The sequence below is a fragment of the Janthinobacterium sp. NKUCC08_JDC genome (genome assembly GCF_019345575.1).
Lineage (GTDB): Bacteria > Pseudomonadota > Gammaproteobacteria > Burkholderiales > Burkholderiaceae_D > Janthinobacterium > Janthinobacterium aestuarii.
Window position 1 is genome coordinate 369,701 of record NZ_JAHKQW010000002.1, and the last position, 16,265, is coordinate 385,965.

At 63.9% G+C, this 16,265-nt stretch carries 11 protein-coding genes; 5 read left to right on the plus strand and 6 right to left on the minus strand.

Annotated features, from left to right (window positions below; all coding sequences use genetic code 11):
- Positions 1-9: 9 nt before the first annotated feature.
- From kdpB to kdpF, 3 genes are read right to left on the minus strand one after another with little or no spacing between them, the layout of a single operon-like run.
- On the minus strand, positions 10-2,094 hold the full coding sequence (gene kdpB, locus KO538_RS07715) for a potassium-transporting ATPase subunit KdpB (protein WP_219327941.1): 2,085 nt from the start codon (positions 2,092-2,094) through the stop codon (positions 10-12).
- A gap of 9 nt (positions 2,095-2,103) precedes the next feature.
- Entirely contained in the window at positions 2,104-3,909 is a 1,806-nt protein-coding gene (gene kdpA / locus KO538_RS07720) for a potassium-transporting ATPase subunit KdpA (protein ID WP_219327942.1), read from the minus strand.
- A complete protein-coding gene (gene kdpF / locus KO538_RS07725) occupies positions 3,909-3,998 on the minus strand; it encodes a K(+)-transporting ATPase subunit F (protein WP_034746483.1) in 90 nt (29 codons plus the stop codon). Before kdpF ends, kdpA begins: the two co-directional genes overlap by 1 nt.
- Positions 3,999-4,460: 462 nt before the next feature.
- Here kdpF and KO538_RS07730 point away from each other — a divergent pair, with 462 nt between their 5' ends.
- From KO538_RS07730 to KO538_RS07750, 5 genes are all read left to right on the plus strand, one after another.
- Positions 4,461-6,458 carry a DNA topoisomerase IV subunit B gene (locus tag KO538_RS07730; protein WP_139090723.1) on the plus strand — a complete coding sequence of 666 codons (1,998 nt, stop codon included), beginning with the start codon at positions 4,461-4,463 and terminating at the stop codon, positions 6,456-6,458.
- The gene (locus tag KO538_RS07735) at positions 6,458-8,167 is read left to right on the plus strand and encodes a molecular chaperone HscC (RefSeq protein ID WP_070301169.1); all 1,710 of its coding nucleotides are present in this window, start codon (positions 6,458-6,460) and stop codon (positions 8,165-8,167) included. The genes KO538_RS07730 and KO538_RS07735 overlap by 1 nt, the downstream gene beginning before the upstream one ends.
- A 12-nt stretch (positions 8,168-8,179) precedes the next feature.
- On the plus strand, positions 8,180-9,979 hold the full coding sequence (locus KO538_RS07740) for a J domain-containing protein (RefSeq protein ID WP_219327943.1): 1,800 nt from the start codon (positions 8,180-8,182) through the stop codon (positions 9,977-9,979).
- Positions 9,980-10,027: 48 nt separating this feature from the next.
- The gene (gene parC / locus KO538_RS07745) at positions 10,028-12,382 is read left to right on the plus strand and encodes a DNA topoisomerase IV subunit A (protein ID WP_219327944.1); all 2,355 of its coding nucleotides are present in this window, start codon (positions 10,028-10,030) and stop codon (positions 12,380-12,382) included.
- A gap of 188 nt (positions 12,383-12,570) precedes the next feature.
- Entirely contained in the window at positions 12,571-12,759 is a 189-nt protein-coding gene (locus tag KO538_RS07750; protein WP_034746472.1) for a helix-turn-helix transcriptional regulator, read from the plus strand.
- On the opposite strand, the gene KO538_RS07755 is transcribed toward KO538_RS07750, so the two are convergent.
- The 3 genes from KO538_RS07755 to KO538_RS07765 all read right to left on the minus strand — a co-directional run bounded on the left by KO538_RS07755 (position 12,756) and on the right by KO538_RS07765 (position 16,055).
- Positions 12,756-13,103 (minus strand): hypothetical protein, encoded by a 348-nt coding sequence (locus tag KO538_RS07755; protein WP_128141885.1) that lies wholly within the window; start codon positions 13,101-13,103, stop codon positions 12,756-12,758. The genes KO538_RS07750 and KO538_RS07755 overlap by 4 nt on opposite strands.
- A 13-nt stretch (positions 13,104-13,116) precedes the next feature.
- Positions 13,117-15,414: a M43 family zinc metalloprotease gene (locus KO538_RS07760; protein ID WP_219327945.1), complete on the minus strand. Its 2,298-nt coding sequence runs from the start codon at positions 15,412-15,414 to the stop codon at positions 13,117-13,119.
- A 164-nt stretch (positions 15,415-15,578) separates the two neighbouring features.
- On the minus strand, positions 15,579-16,055 hold the full coding sequence (locus tag KO538_RS07765; RefSeq protein ID WP_072455019.1) for a hypothetical protein: 477 nt from the start codon (positions 16,053-16,055) through the stop codon (positions 15,579-15,581).
- Positions 16,056-16,265: the final 210 nt, after the last annotated feature.

A 16,265-nucleotide genomic window follows, 5' to 3' on the forward strand; every position in this document is an offset into this window, starting at 1 on the left:
ATGGTTCCTTTAGACTAAATTGAGTGCGGACAGCAGCATGTCGATCAGCTTGATGCCGATGAAGGGCAGGACAATGCCGCCCAGGCCATAGATCAGCAGATTGCGGCGCAACAGGCTGGCCGCGCCGATGGCCCGGTATTGCACGCCTTTCAGGGCCAGCGGAATCAGCACGACGATGATCAGGGCATTGAAGATCACGGCCGACATGATGGCCGAGGCGGGGCTGGCCAGGTGCATGATGTCCAGCGCCTTCAGCTGTGGATAGGTGCCCACGAAGGCGGCCGGGATGATGGCGAAGTACTTGGCGATGTCGTTCGAAATCGAGAACGTCGTCAGCGAGCCGCGCGTCATCAGCATCTGCTTGCCGATTTCAACGATTTCCAGCAGCTTGGTCGGATTTGAATCGAGGTCGACCATATTGCCCGCTTCCTTGGCCGCCTGCGTGCCCGAATTCATGGCCACGGCCACGTCGGCCTGTGCCAGCGCCGGCGCATCGTTGGTGCCGTCGCCCGTCATCGCCACCAGGCGGCCTTCGGACTGGTAGCTGCGGATCAGTTTGAGCTTGTCTTCCGGCGTCGCTTCGGCGAGGAAATCATCCACGCCCGCCTCGGCCGCAATCGCGGCAGCCGTCAGCTTGTTGTCGCCCGTGATCATGACGGTCTTGATGCCCATGCGGCGCAATTCCGCGAAGCGCTCCTTGATGCCGCCCTTGACGATATCCTTGAGCTCCACGGCGCCCATGACACGGCCATCGTCGACCACCACCAGCGGCGTGCTGCCGCGGCGCGCGATATCGTCGACGGCGCGCGCCACTTCATCGGGATACGGCTGGCCCAGCGCTTCCACATACTTTTTCATGGAATCGGCCGCGCCCTTGCGCAACTGGCGCACCTGCTGTTCGCCCGCGATATCGACGCCGCTCATGCGCGTTTGCGCCGTGAAGGGCACGAAGGTAGCGTGCAGGCTGGCCATTTCGCGTTCGCGGATGTTGAACTTCTGCTTGGCCAGCACGACGATGCTGCGCCCTTCCGGCGTTTCATCGGCCAGCGAGGCCAGCTGCGCCGCGTCGGCCAGCTGCTGCTCCGTCACGCCGGGCGCAGGCACGAAGCTCGACGCCTGGCGGTTGCCCAGGGTGATGGTGCCCGTTTTATCGAGCAGCAGCACGTCCACGTCGCCGGCCGCTTCCACGGCGCGACCCGACGTGGCGATCACATTGGCCTGCATCATGCGGCTCATGCCGGCCACGCCGATGGCGGACAGCAAACCGCCGATGGTGGTCGGAATCAGGCACACGAGCAGCGCGATCAGCACCGTGATCGTCACCGGCGTGCCACTGCCGGCCGCCGCCACGGAAAACAGCGAATACGGCAGCAGGGTCACGGTGACGATCAGGAAGACGATCGACAGGGCCACGAGCAGAATCGTCAGGGCGATCTCGTTCGGCGTCTTCTGGCGCTTGGCGCCTTCGACCATGGCGATCATGCGGTCGATGAAGGCTTCACCGGGGTTGACGGAAACGCGCACCAGCAGCCAGTCCGACAGCACGCGGGTGCCGCCCGTGACGGCGGAAAAGTCGCCGCCCGATTCGCGGATAACGGGCGCCGATTCGCCCGTGATGGCGCTTTCATCGACGGAAGCCACGCCGGCCGTCACTTCGCCGTCGGCGGGAATCACGTCGCCGGCTTCGACCAGCACCGTCATGCCCTTGCGCAGGTCGGTGGCCGGCGTGGGCAGCCAGGAGGTGCCGTATTTCGGCGTTTGCATTTTCTTTGCCATCACCGTTTGCTTCAGGGCGCGCAGCGAGGCCGCCTGCGCCTTGCTGCGGCCTTCGGCTAGCGCTTCGGCGAAGTTCGCGAACAGCACGGTAAACCACAGCCACACGGCGACGGCGACGATGAAGCCGAATGGCGCTTCACCCTGGCCGTCGCTGATCCCGGCCTGGGTCGCCAGCAGGCTCGTGATGATGCTGCCCACGTAGACAACGAACATCACGGGGCTGCGCCACTGCGTGCGGGGGTCGAGTTTTTTGAACGCATCGACGACGGCGGGGCCAATCAGTGCGGAATCGAACAAAGTCAGGCTTGTGCGTGACATGGTAGCCTCTTATTTGATGAAAAGTTGCAGGTGTTCGACGATCGGGCCCAAGGCCAGCGCGGGAACGTAATTCAATACACCGACGAGGACGACGACACCGATCAGCAGACCGATGAACATGGGGCCGTGCGTGGGCATGGTGCCGGCATTGGCCGACAGGCGCTGCTTGGCCGCCAGCGAACCGGCCACCGCCAGCACGGGCACGATCACGCCGAAGCGGCCGAACCACATGGCGATCGCCAGCATCACGTTGTAGAACGGCGTGTTGGCAGACAGGCCGGCAAACGCGCTGCCGTTGTTGTTGGCGGCCGACGTGAAGGCGTACAGGATTTCGGAGAAACCGTGCGCGCCCGGGTTGGCCACGCCGATCTTGCCCGGTTCGACCATCACGGCGATCGCCGTGCCCGTCAGCACCAGGGCTGGCGTGATCAGGATGGCCAGCGAGACCATCTTCATTTCATAGGCCTGGATTTTCTTGCCCAGGTATTCAGGCGTGCGGCCTATCATCAGGCCGGCGATGAAGACAGCCAGGATGGCGAACATCAGCATGCCGTACAGGCCCGTGCCCACGCCGCCGAAAATCACTTCGCCGAACTGCATCAGCAGCAGCGGCACCATCCCGCCCAAAGGCATGTACGAGTCGTGCATGGAATTGACGGCGCCGCACGATGCGGCCGTCGTCACCGCCGCGAACAGGGTCGAGGAGCTAATGCCGAAGCGCGTTTCCTTGCCTTCCATATTGCCGCCCGATTGCAGGCTGCTGGCCTGCTGGTCCACGCCCAGCGCTTGCAAGGATGGATTGGCTTGCTGCTCGGCGCTCATCACGCCGGCCGTCATGAGGACGAAGATCAGTGTCATGGCGGCCAGCACGGCCCAGCCCTGGCGCAGGTCGCCCACCATGCGGCCGAAGGTGAAGCACAGGCCGGCGGGAATGATGAAGATGGCCAGCATCTGCAGGAAGTTCGACAGCACGGTCGGGTTTTCATACGGGTGCGAGGAATTGGCGTTGAAGAAGCCGCCGCCATTCGTGCCCAGCAGCTTGATCGATTCCTGCGACGCGACGGGACCCATGGCGATCGTCTGCGTCGTCGCCACTTGCGCTTCCATCACAGGCTTGCCGGCCGCATCCAGCACGGGCTGGCCGTCGGCCGTCATTTTCGGCGTTTCATACGCCACGTGGTCGAGCAGGGTCACTTCCTTGTAGGCGGAAAAATTCTGGATCATGCCTTCGCCCATGAAGACGACGGACAGGGCCAGCGACAACGGCAGCAGGATGTACAGGGTCGAGCGCACGAGGTCGACCCAGAAATTGCCGATCGATTTGCCCGAGCGCGAGGCGAAGCCGCGCACCAGCGCGAAGATCACGGCGATGCCGGTGGCCGCCGAAAAGAAGTTCTGGCCTGCCATGCCCAGCATCTGGGTCAGGTAGCTCATGGTCTGTTCGCCGCCATAGCCCTGCCAGTTGGTATTGGCGACGAAGCTGACGGTGGTATTGAACGAGGAATCGGGGCTGACGGCGCCCAGGCCCTGTGGATTCAACGGTAAAAAGCCCTGCAGGCGCTGCAGGCCGTAGACGAAGACGGCGCCCACGGTATTGAAGACGATCAGGGCGATGGCATAGCTTTTCCAGCCCATGGCCTTGTCGGCGGGCAGGCCGGACCAGCGGTACAGCAGGTTTTCCAGCTTTTGCAGCCAGCCCAGGCCGCGCACGGGCGCATCGCCGGCCACCTTGGCCATGTACAGGCCCAGCGGATAGCCGGCGGCCAGCAGCACGGCCAGGAAAGCCACCAATAACAGTATCGATTGCGTCGTCATCACAGTTCCTCCGCCTTCAGCAGCGCCACCAGCAGGTAGACGAGCAAACCAGCCGAGACGACGGCGCCCAGCACATAAAACGCGTTCATTTGACGCTCCCTAATTTGTCGCAGGCGACGGCGAAGCCGGCCGCCAGGACGAAAAACACGGCAATCAAGCCGAGATACACGAGATCCATTCCCACCCTCATTCAGGTTTGTTTTGATAGTGAGCAGATTAGCCAAAAGGGTCTAAAAAATTCGTAAAGACTGGGGAGGCGCATGTAAACAAGATGTAAAAACGGGGGCTTTACCACATAAAATCCATCACAATTGGCGCAAAACCACGCGCGCGGCGCACTGTTGTTGCCTTGGAGTAGCGCTATTGCCCGCCGATCAAGATAGAATGCGCGAGCGTCCGCACAAGGACGCCTGGCCTGCCGCACTGCCCTCCCCCAGTGACGCTGGACGGGATATACTGTATATTCATACAGTTATCGCCGCCGCTGTCATTGCGCCCGCAGTGCCCTGACCTGGCGTTCCAACCACTGTCTTTACTTAGCTTGAACACGTATGGCCACTAAAAAACCAGCATCCGACTACAGCGAATCATCCATCCGTGTCCTGAAAGGACTGGAACCCGTCAAGCAGCGCCCGGGGATGTACACCCGCACTGAAAATCCGCTGCACATCATTCAGGAAGTGATCGACAATGCCTCCGACGAGGCGTTGGGCGGTCATTGCACGCACATCGCCGTCACGCAAAACACGGATGGCAGCATCACCGTCGAAGACAATGGCCGCGGCATTCCCGTCGGCCTGCACCCGGAAGAAGGCGTGCCGACCGTGGAAATCGTGTTTACAAGGCTGCACGCGGGCGGCAAGTTCGACAAGGGTTCAGGCGGCGCCTACGCGTTCTCGGGCGGTCTGCACGGCGTCGGCGTGTCCGTCACCAATGCGCTGTCGACGCGCCTGGAAATCACCGTCTGGCGCAAGGAAAGCGACGGCAACGGCTTGCACCACATGGTGTTTGCGAATGGCGATGTGATCGAGCCCTTGAATTCCCGCCCCGCCCCGCGCGACGGCAAGAAGTCCGGCACGCGCGTCACGGCCTGGCCCGATGCAAAATACTTTGATTCGCCGAACATCTCGCAAACGGAGCTGCAACGCCTGCTGCGCTCGAAAGCCGTGCTGCTGCCGGGCGTCACCGTCACACTCACCAACGCAAAAACGGGCGACACGCAAACGTGGCAGTACGCGGAAGGCTTGCGCGGCTACCTGACCGAAACGCTGGCGCAGGTATCGAATGGCGAAACCCTGATTCCCCTGTTCGAGGGCGCGCAATACGCGGGTCCGGACTCGGAAGGCTTTGCCGAAGGCGAAGGCGCGGCGTGGGTGGTGGCGTGGACGGAAGAAGGCGCCATCGTGCGTGAATCGTACGTCAACCTGATTCCCACCTCGAATGGCGGCACGCACGAATCGGGCTTGCGCGACGGCCTGTTCGGCGCCGTGAAAAACTTCGTCGAGATGCACTCGCTGCTGCCGAAAGGCGTGAAGCTGCTGCCGGAAGACGTGTTCGCGCGCGCCTCGTTCGTGTTGTCGGCGAAAGTGCTGGACCCGCAATTCCAGGGCCAGATCAAGGAGCGCCTGAACTCGCGCGACGCCGTGCGCCTCGTGTCGACCTTCACCAAGCCGCCGCTGGAACTGTGGCTGAACCAGCACGTCGACTACGGCAAGAAGCTGGCCGAACTGGTGATCAAGCAGGCGCAGTCGCGCCAGCGCTCGCTGCAAAAAGTGGAAAAGAAAAAATCGTCGGGCGTCGCCGTCTTGCCGGGCAAACTGACCGACTGCGAATCGTCGGACATCGCGCGCAATGAACTGTTCCTCGTCGAGGGCGATTCGGCGGGCGGTTCGGCCAAGATGGGCCGCGACAAGGAATTCCAGGCGATTCTGCCCCTGCGCGGCAAGGTCTTGAACTCGTGGGAAACGGACCGCGACCGCCTGTTCGCCAATAACGAGATCCACGATATCGCCGTGGCCATCGGCGTCGACCCGCACAACGTGGGCGATACACCCGACCTGTCCGGCCTACGCTACGGCAAGATCTGCATCCTGTCCGATGCGGACGTGGATGGCTCGCACATCCAGGTACTGCTGCTGACCTTGTTCTTCAAGCACTTCCCGGTCCTGATCAACAAGGGCCACATCTGCATCGCCCGCCCGCCTTTGTACCGGGTCGATGCGCCCGCGCGCGGCAAGAAGCCAATCCAGAAAATCTATGCGCTCGACGACGGCGAACTGGTGGCCATCGAAGACAAGCTGCGCAAGGAAGGCGTGAAACAGGGCGCCTGGTCGATCTCGCGCTTCAAGGGCCTGGGCGAGATGAACGCCGAGCAGCTGTGGGAAACGACGATGAATCCGGACACGCGCCGTTTGCTGCCCGTCACGCTCGGTGAAGTCGATCACATGGCTTCGGCCTTGCGCTTCAATATGTTGATGGGCAAGGGCGAAGCGGCAGGACGCCGCGCCTGGATCGAAGAACACGGCAATGAGGCGGAGGCGGATATCTGATGATCATCGGCATCGACCTGGGCACTACCAACAGCCTGGTCGCCATCTGGCGCGACGGCAAGGCTTCCATCATCCCGAATGCGCTCGGCGAGCACCTGACGCCGTCGTGCGTGAGCATCGATGACGACGGCACCGTGCTGGTGGGCCGCGCCGCGCGCGAGCGCCTGCAGACGCACCCGCAGCTGACGGCGGCCGTCTTCAAGCGCTACATGGGCAGCGAGAAGAAGATCACCCTCGGCACGCAGCAATTCCGGCCGGAAGAACTGTCGTCGATGGTGCTGCGCGCGCTGAAGGAAGATGCCGAAGCCTTCCTCGGCCACAAGGTCGAGGAAGCCATCATCACCGTGCCCGCGTATTTCAGCGATGCGCAGCGCAAAGCCACCCGCATCGCCGGCCAGCTGGCGGGCTTGCGCGTGGAGCGCCTGCTCAACGAGCCGACGGCCGCCGCGCTGGCCTACGGCATCCGCGACAAGGAACAGGAAAGCAAATTTCTCGTCTTCGACCTGGGCGGCGGCACGTTCGACGTGTCGATTCTCGAATTGTTCGAAGGCGTGATGGAGGTGCGCGCATCGGCCGGCGACAATTTCCTCGGCGGCGAAGACTTCGTTACCGTGCTGGTCGACGCCTTCCTGGAAGGCAGCGGCCTGCGCGACGCCGTCGGCAGCCGCCTGCTCGACCCGCGCCAGCAGCAGTTGCTGCGCGATGAGGCCGAGCGCGTCAAGCGCCTGCTGTCGGAGCAGCCGTCCGTGCGCATGGCTACGCGCTACCAGGACAAGGAATACAGCTGGGAGATCGGCGAAGACAAGCTGGCGCAATTGTGCGAGCCGCTGCTGGCTCGCCTGCGCCTGCCCGTGGAACGGGCGCTGCGCGACGCCACCATCCGCGCTGCGGAATTGAATGAAGTGGTGCTGGCCGGCGGCGCCACGCGCATGCCGCTGGTGCGCAAACTCGTGTCGCGCATGTTCGGCCGCTTCCCCGCCATCCACCTGGACCCGGACGAAGCCGTGGCGCTGGGCGCCGCCGTGCAGGCGGGCCTGAAAATGCGCGACGCGGCCCTCGACGAAGTGGTCATGACGGATGTGGCGCCATACTCGCTCGGCATTTCCATTTCGCGCCAGGTCGGTGCGAACCAGTATGAAGGCGGCCATTACCTGCCCATCATCGAGCGCAATTCCGTGGTGCCCGTCTCGCGCACGGAAAACATCACCACCATCTACGACAACCAGAAGGAAATCAACGTGGCGATCTTCCAGGGCGAGTCGCGCCTGGTGGCCGACAACGTCTTCCTCGGCAAGATCAGCTTCCCGATCCCCGCGAAAAAAGCGGGCGAGATCGGCATCGACGTGCGCTTCACCTATGACATCAGCGGCGTGCTGGAAGCGGAAGTGACGGTACTGGCCACGCAGGAACGCCACAAGATGATTATCAGCGACAACGCGGGCGTGATGACGCCGGAGCAGATCGAGCAGCGCTTTGCGGAACTGGCCGACCTGAAGATCCACCCGCGCGAGCAGCTGGAAAACCGCACCCTGGTCACACGCGCCGACCGCCTGTACGAACAGTCGCTGGGCGACGTGCGCCAGTACCTGGCTGCGCACACGGCCAACTTCCAGGCCGCGCTGGAAACGCAGGACCCGAACACCATCCGCAAGGCCCGCCAGGCATTGGATGACGTGTTGCGCCAGGTCGAGAGCGAGAGCTTCCTGTAAATGGACGGCGGCATGGACAAGGGACAGCGCAGCCTGTGGGCAATCCTGGGCACGGAGCCGACCGGCGACGAACGCGCCCTCAAGCGCGCGTATGCGAAGCGCCTGAAGGTGACGCGTCCCGAAGACGATCCTGCAGCCTTCCAGGAGCTGCGCGACGCATATGAATACGCGCTGCGCCATGCGCACCTGTTTGCCGAGGAATTTCCGGAACCGCAAGAGGTCAAAGCGCCAGAAGCGCCGGCCATCGAAGCGGCCGAGCTGTGGGGCGTCATCGACGAACCCGCGCAGGAAGCGCAGGAGCCGCCTGCGGAACTGTGGGGCGTCATTGCCCGGGAGCCCGCACCGCCGCAGGAACTATGGGGTGTGGTCGCCATCGATCCGGCACAGGAAGCGGCCAGCCTGTGGCAGGCATTCCTGGAACAGTCGCGGCATGCGGATGCCAGCGAGGTACTGGCCGGCATCCTGCAGGACGACGCCATGCTCAACCTCGACGTGCGCGAGGAATTCGACCTGTGCGCGCTGCGCTATTGCGCCAGCGCCGGCTATGACCTGGCGCTGCGCCAGGCCCTGTTCGAGCAACTGGGCTGGGACCGCGATTTTTCCTACCTGGCGCGCAGCCATGGGGATCTGGTGCGCAGCGCCGTGCAGCGCTACCGGGCCGACCGCTCGTTCGCCCACTTCAGCGACAACCGCGACAGCTACCCGGGCCTGGGCTGCATCATGTCGCAGCAGTCGCCTTCGGCCTACGCGCGCCAGCTGTTCGACCAAAAATTTACGCTGCAGCTGCGCGAACTGCTGCAAACGATACGCTGGCAGCACGGCGAGATGCTCGCTTACAAACTCGATACGGACTTGTTCGAACGGTGGGAACACGCCGTCCATGCGAAGCGCTACTTCAAGCAGACGGCACTGGCCTCGGGCGGCCTCGGTTTCGTGCTGCACTTCATGCTCGCGGGCGTGCTCGATGCGGCCGGCTTCAAGCTCGGCGACATGGCGGCCTATGCCAGCCTGCTGGGCTTCCAGGCGCTGGCCTTTTCCCTGCTGGCCATGCATGCCTTGCGCTGGCCGGCGCCCCTGTTCGCGCGCCTGGAAGCAATGCAAGAAGCGCTGCAGGAACGCCTGCCCGCGCTGTGGCAGCGGCCCGGCTTGCGGCAACTGGGCTGGATCGCGCCCTACATCGTGCTGGCACTGCTGCTGTTCCTGCCCGAGCGCAGCGACACCATGCGCCTCGTTACCGCGACCGGCTTGTGCGCGTCCGCCCTGCTCGCGTATGCGATGAACCGCCAGCTGCTGCATGGCATGCTGCTGCTCCTGTGCCTGGGCCTGTCGCTGTTCGCGGCCATGTTCATGAGTGGCAAAGGCCCGGCGGCGCTGGCCATCGGCGATGCCATGCCGATGCTGTTTTGCCTGGCAGCGCTGTCCCTGCGCTGCGCCACCGGCCTGTATGGCGATTGCGGCTTCCCCGAGGCGCTCTTGCCCCGCCTGCGCGCCGCATGGCTGATCGGCTGCGCGGGCTTGCTGTCCTTGCTGTATGTGCAGCAGCTGCCAGCCGCCCTCGTCGGCGCCGCGCTGTATGCCTGGTCGTGCGCCGGCTTGCTGTTTTCCCCCACCGATTTCAAATGGAAGACGATCTGGCCGGTGGTGCTGGTGCCGTCCCTCGCCAGCGTCGTGCTGGCCGGCCACGCCCCGGCCATCCGCGCCATGCCGATGATGCATCACAGCGTCGAACTGGCCCTGGCCGTGCTGTATCTGACCTTGCGCTATATGTATCTGACGTACGGCAAGTCCTTTTCCAAATCCGGGCTGTCATAATCAGCCCCACGAATTCAACCGCAACCACTCAACACCGAAACAAGCGCCATGTCCACACAAACGAATTTATTTGACGATGCCCAGCCTGAGCCGATCGAGCCGGATGAACCGGTATTCGACGGCGAAGCGCTGACCCTGTCCACCTTTGCCGAGCGCGCCTATCTCGATTACGCCATCTCCGTCGTCAAGGGCCGCGCCCTGCCCGACGTGTGCGACGGCCAAAAGCCCGTGCAGCGCCGCATCCTGTATGCGATGAACGAGCTGGGCCTGAACTCCACGGCGAAGCCGCGCAAATCGGCGGCCGTGGTCGGCGACGTGCTCGGTAAATTGCATCCGCACGGCGACCAGTCCGTGTACGACGCGCTCGTGCGCATGGCGCAGGATTTCTCGCTGCGCTACCCGCTGATCGACGGCCAGGGCAATTTCGGCTCGCGCGACGGCGACGGTGCTGCGGCCATGCGTTACACGGAAGCGCGTCTGACGCCGATCGCCAAGCTGCTGATGGATGAAATCGGCATGGGCACGGTGGACTTCCAGCCCAACTACGACGGTTCGACGGAAGAACCGAAACTGCTGCCGGCGCGCCTGCCCATGGTGCTGCTGAACGGCGCCTCCGGCATCGCCGTAGGCCTGGCGACGGAAATCCCGTCGCACAACCTGGCCGAAGTGGCGAAAGCGGCCGTCGCCATGATCCGCGATCCGAAGATGACGCACGCCGAGCTGATGGCCATCATTCCCGGCCCCGACTTCCCCGGCGGCGGCCAGATCATCACGCCGCCATCGCAAATCCAGGACATGTACGCGAGCGGCCGTGGCAGCATGAAGGTGCGCGCGCGCTGGAAGATCGAAGAGCTGGCGCGCGGCCAGTGGCAAGCCGTCGTGACGGAACTGCCGCCGGGCACCTCGTCGCAAAAAGTGCTGGAAGAAATCGAGGAGCTGACGAATCCGAAGATCAAACTGGGCAAGAAGGCGCTGTCGCCGGACCAGGTGGCCCTGAAAGCGCTGATCCTCAATTCGCTCGACACCATCCGCGACGAATCGGGCCGCGCCGCTCCCGTGCGCCTCGTATTCGAGCCGAAGTCGAAGAACCAGGACCAGACGGAATTCATGCTGATGCTGCTGGCGCATACGTCGCTGGAATCGTCGACCTCGATCAACCTGGTGATGATAGGCGGCGACGGCCGTCCGCGCCAGAAAGGCCTGGGCGACATCCTGCGCGAGTGGATCGACTTCCGCTTCGAGACCGTCACGCGCCGCACCGGCTATAAACTGGGCAAGGTCAAGGACCGCATCCATATCCTGGAAGGGCGCGAAGCGATCCTGCTCAATATCGACAAGGTGATCCAGATCATCCGCAATTCGGATGAACCGAAGGCGGCCCTGATCGACGCGTTCAACCTGTCCGAACGCCAGGCCGACGACATCCTGGAAATCCGTCTGCGCCAGCTGGCGCGCCTGGAAACGATCAAGATCCAGCAGGAGCTGGCCGAGCTGCGCAGGGAAGAAAAGTCGCTGCAGGACCTGCTCGACAACCCGGGTTCGATGAAGCGCGCCATCATCCGCGAAATCGAAGCGGACGCCAAGCAGTTCGGCGACGCGCGCCGCACCCTGATCGAGGAAGCGCAGAAAGCCGTGGCGGAACAGAAAGTCGTCGATGAACCGGTCACCGTCATCATTTCGGAAAAAGGCTGGGTGCGCGCGCGTACCGGCATCGGCCACGATGCGGCGCAATTCACGTTCAAGGCCGGTGACAGCCTGCATGGCGCCTTCGAGTGCCGCACGGTCGACACCCTGCTGGGCTTTGGCAACAACGGCAAGATTTACTCGGTTCCCGTTTCGGCGCTGCCCAACGCGCGCGGCGACGGTGTGCCGATCACGACCTTGTGCGACCTGAGCGGCGGTACCCCGGGCAATGCCGTGCGCATCTTGCACTACTTTGCGGGCAATGGCGCCACCAATTTGCTGCTGGCGTCGAGCGCCGGCTACGGCTTCATCGCCAAGGCGGGCGACATGGTCAGCCGTCTGAAAGGCGGCAAGGCCTTCATCACCCTCGATGACGGCGACGTGCCGCTCGAACCGAAAGTCATCGCCGAAGCGGCCAGCGCCCTGGCCTGCCTGACGGAAGGCGCGCGCTTGCTCGTGTTCGGCCTCGATGAAATGAAGACCCTGTCCAAGGGCGGCACGGGCGTCAAGCTGATCGACCTCGATGCCAAGGACAAGCTGCTGGCCGTGCAGCCGATCACCCAGCGCGGCGTGGTCGTCTCCGGCATCGGCCGGGCGTCGAAACCGCAGGATGCGTCGCTGGGCGCCACGGCCCTGGCCGACCACTTCGGCAAGCGCGCCAAGAAAGGCAAGGCGCTGGCGGCCAAGCTGAAACCGGTGTCGATGGCGGCCATCGGCTGATCACCATCGCGCTACACGAAAAGACAGGTTCGCCTGTCTTTTTTTTTCGCCTATCGCAGCGTATCGAAGCAGGAAAAATAGTTTTACAGATACGCCCCGTGCTCTCGTTATCCCTGCAGGCATGCCACCGGCATGCCGCCCACGGACAGGAGAACAGCGATGACAAACAACGTTTCAGGCAGGCCGCCATGCAGCGTTTGACACCGGCCGAGCGGCTGGTGGCGGCCATGGCGGCCGAAGGTCTGCCCTACAAAAGCATCGCCAGGGAACTGGGCAAGTCGCCGGCCACCGTGCGCAACCAGCTGCACGCGATTTATCAGAAGCTGGACGTGGGCAACCGCACGGCGCTTGCGCACAAGCTGCGCGGCCAGCCTTAGCGCCGCGCCAGGCGCAGCACGTCGGGCGTCGCTTCGACGATATCGATCACGTCCTGCGCCCCGGCGCCATCACCGAGCGCATAACGGCCCATGCCCAGGGGTACGAGCCGGGTCACGGGGCCGGCGCGGGGCCGGTCGTCGGGGCCGGGCGCCATCGGCGTCAAGGTCGCCGCCCCTTGCGCCATGGCGCCGGCGGGCGCGCCGAATTCCAGCACCTTGCGCCCCTTGCGGCTGGGAGGAAAGACAAACGTGGCCGTGGGCCGGTACACCTCGATGCCGTCCGCATCCTCCTCGAACGAGTGCGTCCAGCTGCCGCTGGGCAGTGCCGTTGTCATGCCATGCATGGCGATCCCTCCCTCAGAAGCACGATACCACGCCGCCCAGGTTTTCATAGCCCGTCACGGAGGGCGACCAGGCCGTGCCGTTCCAAGCCTTGTGGAACAGCGCGCCATTCGTGCCCGTGACAAACACGTCGAGGCGGTCCGACGCCCAGGCCGTGGCGCGCGGACGCGAAGTACACACGCCGCCCAGGTTGTCAAAGCCGCTCAGGGAAGGCGACCAGGCCGTGCCATTCCAGGCCTTGTGATACAGGGCGCTGTCCGTGCCGATGACGAACAGGTCGAGCCGGTCCGGCGCCCACGACACGGCTTCCACCTCGCCCACGCAGATACCGCCCAGCCGTTCGAAACCATCGTTGGAAGGCCCCCATTTCGACCCATCCCACCACTTGTGGTACAGCGCGCCATCGGTGCCCGTGACGAAGACGTCGAGACGGTCCGGCCCCCATGCCACGGCCTTCGGCGACGAGGTGCAGATGCCGCCCAGCCGTTCATAGCCCGTCAGCGACGGTCCCCAGGCCGTGCCGTCCCACCACTTGTGGTACAGGGCCCGGTCCATGCCGACGACGAAGACATCGAGGCGGTTCGGCCCCCAGGCCACAGCTTCCGGCTGGCCCAGGCAGATGCCGCCCATGGCTTCGTACCCGGTCAGCGACGGCCCCCAGGCGGACCCGTTCCACCATTTGTGATACAGGCCGCGGTCCGTGCCGACGACAAACACGTCGAGGCGGTTCGGCCCCCAGGCCACGGCGCGCGGGTCGCCCACGCACAGGCCGCCCATCGCTTCATAGCCGGTCAGCGACGGTCCCCAGGCCGTGCCGTTCCACCACTTGTGGAACAAGCCGCTGTCGGTGCCCGTGACGAACACGTCGAGCCGGTTCGGCCCCCACGACACCACTTGCGGCGCACTGGTGCAGATGCCGCCCTGGGCTTCATAGCCGCTGACGGACGGCGCCCAGGCCGTGCCATTCCAGGCCTTGTGATACAGGGCGCGGTCCATGCCAACGACGAAGACATCGAGGCGGCTTGCCCCCCAGGCCACGACGGACGAGGAGCTCTGGCGCGGCGTGGCGCCCGTACCTGCGCCCCCCGTGCCGATGCTGGCGCGCGGGCCATCGAGGCAAGCCTGCATGCGCGCCACCTGGCCCGCCGTGAACATGAACATGGCGGGATCGTCGACATAATCCATGTAGTTCATGAACATGTCGCCATTCGGTCCGTTATTGCACGACACCTGGGGAAACGAAGGCTGGCCCGTGTTCGGCCCGCCCTGGTTCGGCGTGTCGGCCACGTTGTCCGTGCCCGAGCATCCGGTGCCGTCGTCGCCCCAGATATGGTTCAAATTCAGCCAGTGGCCGATTTCATGCGTTGCCGTGCGCCCCAGGTGGAACGGCGGCGCCGCCGTGCCCATCGTACCAAAGGCCGATTGCAGGATCACCACGCCATCGGTGGCGGCCGGGCCGCCGGGAAACTGCGCGTAACCGAGCAAGCCGCCACCCAACTGGCATACCCAGATATTGAGGTAACTGTCGGCCGGCCAGGCATCCATGCCACCCGTCGCCTGCGACTTGACGGCATCGTCCGCGCCAAACGAGGCTACCGTCGTCTGGCGCCGCTCGATGCCGCTGGTGGCCGCGCCATGCGGATCGGTCGTGGCCAGCGCAAACTCCACGCGCGCATCGGCCGTCAACGGCAGGAATGGCGCCGGCGTGCTGTTGACATCGGGGTTGACGCGCCGGAAGTCGCGATTGAGCACATCGATCTGGCTGGCGATCTGCGCATCCGAGATATTCTGCTCGGCCGTATTCCACACCACGTGCACCACCACCGGAATGTGCGTCACGCCGGAACGCCCGGCAATGCTGGCGTCGCCCTCGTACAGTCCCGCCAGGTTTTCAATATCGGCGCGCACGTTCGCGTACGCCGGATCTTCGGTGAGCAGGCGGCGATGCACGTCCATCGTGGCGCAGGTGCGCTTCTGCGGAGTGCCGCCCCCCTGCCCGCCGCCCTGTCCTCCATCACCGCCCATGCCGCCACCATCGCCTCCCATGCCGCCGCCAACGCCCACCTGCATGCAGCTGGCGCCCGCCATGCCCTGCGATGGCTGCTGCATGCCGCCGCCCGGCATGGCACCGGCATACACGGCTGCCGCGCCCTGGGTGAGCGCCGCCTGGTCCGCGTATGACACGCCCAGGCGCGGCCCCGGCATGGCATCCGCCGCCTGGGCATCGGCCTGCACATCGCCCTCGACCGGCATGGCTGGCATGTCTTCGGCCGAACTGGTGGCCGGCGTTTTTTTCGTTTTAGCGGTGCTCATGATGTCTCCTTCGTCTATTTGCCAATTCACTATGGCACGGCGAAAAGAGGAGCACTTGCGCGAGATCAAGACTGGCAAGCGGTGCCAGGCAAAAGTGGCGGACGAAAAAAAAGACAGCCGAAGCTGTCTTTTTGGCTTGCAGGCCGTGGCCTGCAAACGGTGCATTACTTGGCGGCGGCGGCCTTGACTTCAGCGTCGGCCTTGGCCTTGGCTTCTTCCGTCTTGGTGGCGGCGATGGCTTTATCCTGGTTCGCTTCCACTTTTTCCTTGGCGACCTTGGCGTCCGCTTTCACGGCGGTTTTACCCGCTTTCGCATCGGCCTTGGCGGCAGCCTTGTCAGCCTTGGCCTGCGCCTTCATCTTGTCTTCCGGATCGGCATCGACCACTTTGTCGTGGGCCTTGGCCTTGGTTTTGTTCGCCTTGTGCTGGGCGTCGGCTTTCTTTTCGTCGGCCTTCATTTCGGCCTTGGCGACGTTGGCGTCAGCCTTGGCATCGACTTTGGCTTCCTTGTTGGCAGCCTTGTTGATGTCATGCTGCGCAGACGCCTGGGCGCTGGCAACGGCTGGGGTCACTGGCGACGTTTGCGCGATGGCAGCGGTGGCAAACAGGGTAGCGATCAGGGTGGCGAGTAATTTGTTCATGATGAGACCTTTCAATATGGTTTAATTTTATTCTTACTAAAGGCGGGCAAAATGTTCAAAATTTGCCAGGCATCGCGCTGTTTCTTGATGTAGCGCAATGGCATGACTTCATAGTAAAGATATCCGGCAAACCACACAGTGCGTTAGCGCACTCAACGGAAAATATGTGCAAATCAGCAAATTTCCCATTGGGTGCGATGCAGGTCTCAG

What these genes read in the sequence shown, in the direction of transcription:
- kdpB (WP_219327941.1), bottom strand. Translation starts at nt 2,094, where the DNA reads ATGTCACGCACAAGCCTGACTTTGTTCGATTCCGCACTGATTGGCCCC.
- kdpA (WP_219327942.1), bottom strand. Translation starts at nt 3,909, where the DNA reads ATGACGACGCAATCGATACTGTTATTGGTGGCTTTCCTGGCCGTGCTG.
- kdpF (WP_034746483.1), bottom strand. Translation starts at nt 3,998, where the DNA reads ATGAACGCGTTTTATGTGCTGGGCGCCGTCGTCTCGGCTGGTTTGCTC.
- KO538_RS07730 (WP_139090723.1), top strand. Translation starts at nt 4,461, where the DNA reads ATGGCCACTAAAAAACCAGCATCCGACTACAGCGAATCATCCATCCGT.
- KO538_RS07735 (WP_070301169.1), top strand. Translation starts at nt 6,458, where the DNA reads ATGATCATCGGCATCGACCTGGGCACTACCAACAGCCTGGTCGCCATC.
- KO538_RS07740 (WP_219327943.1), top strand. Translation starts at nt 8,180, where the DNA reads ATGGACAAGGGACAGCGCAGCCTGTGGGCAATCCTGGGCACGGAGCCG.
- parC (WP_219327944.1), top strand. Translation starts at nt 10,028, where the DNA reads ATGTCCACACAAACGAATTTATTTGACGATGCCCAGCCTGAGCCGATC.
- KO538_RS07750 (WP_034746472.1), top strand. Translation starts at nt 12,571, where the DNA reads ATGCAGCGTTTGACACCGGCCGAGCGGCTGGTGGCGGCCATGGCGGCC.
- KO538_RS07755 (WP_128141885.1), bottom strand. Translation starts at nt 13,103, where the DNA reads ATGCATGGCATGACAACGGCACTGCCCAGCGGCAGCTGGACGCACTCG.
- KO538_RS07760 (WP_219327945.1), bottom strand. Translation starts at nt 15,414, where the DNA reads ATGAGCACCGCTAAAACGAAAAAAACGCCGGCCACCAGTTCGGCCGAA.
- KO538_RS07765 (WP_072455019.1), bottom strand. Translation starts at nt 16,055, where the DNA reads ATGAACAAATTACTCGCCACCCTGATCGCTACCCTGTTTGCCACCGCT.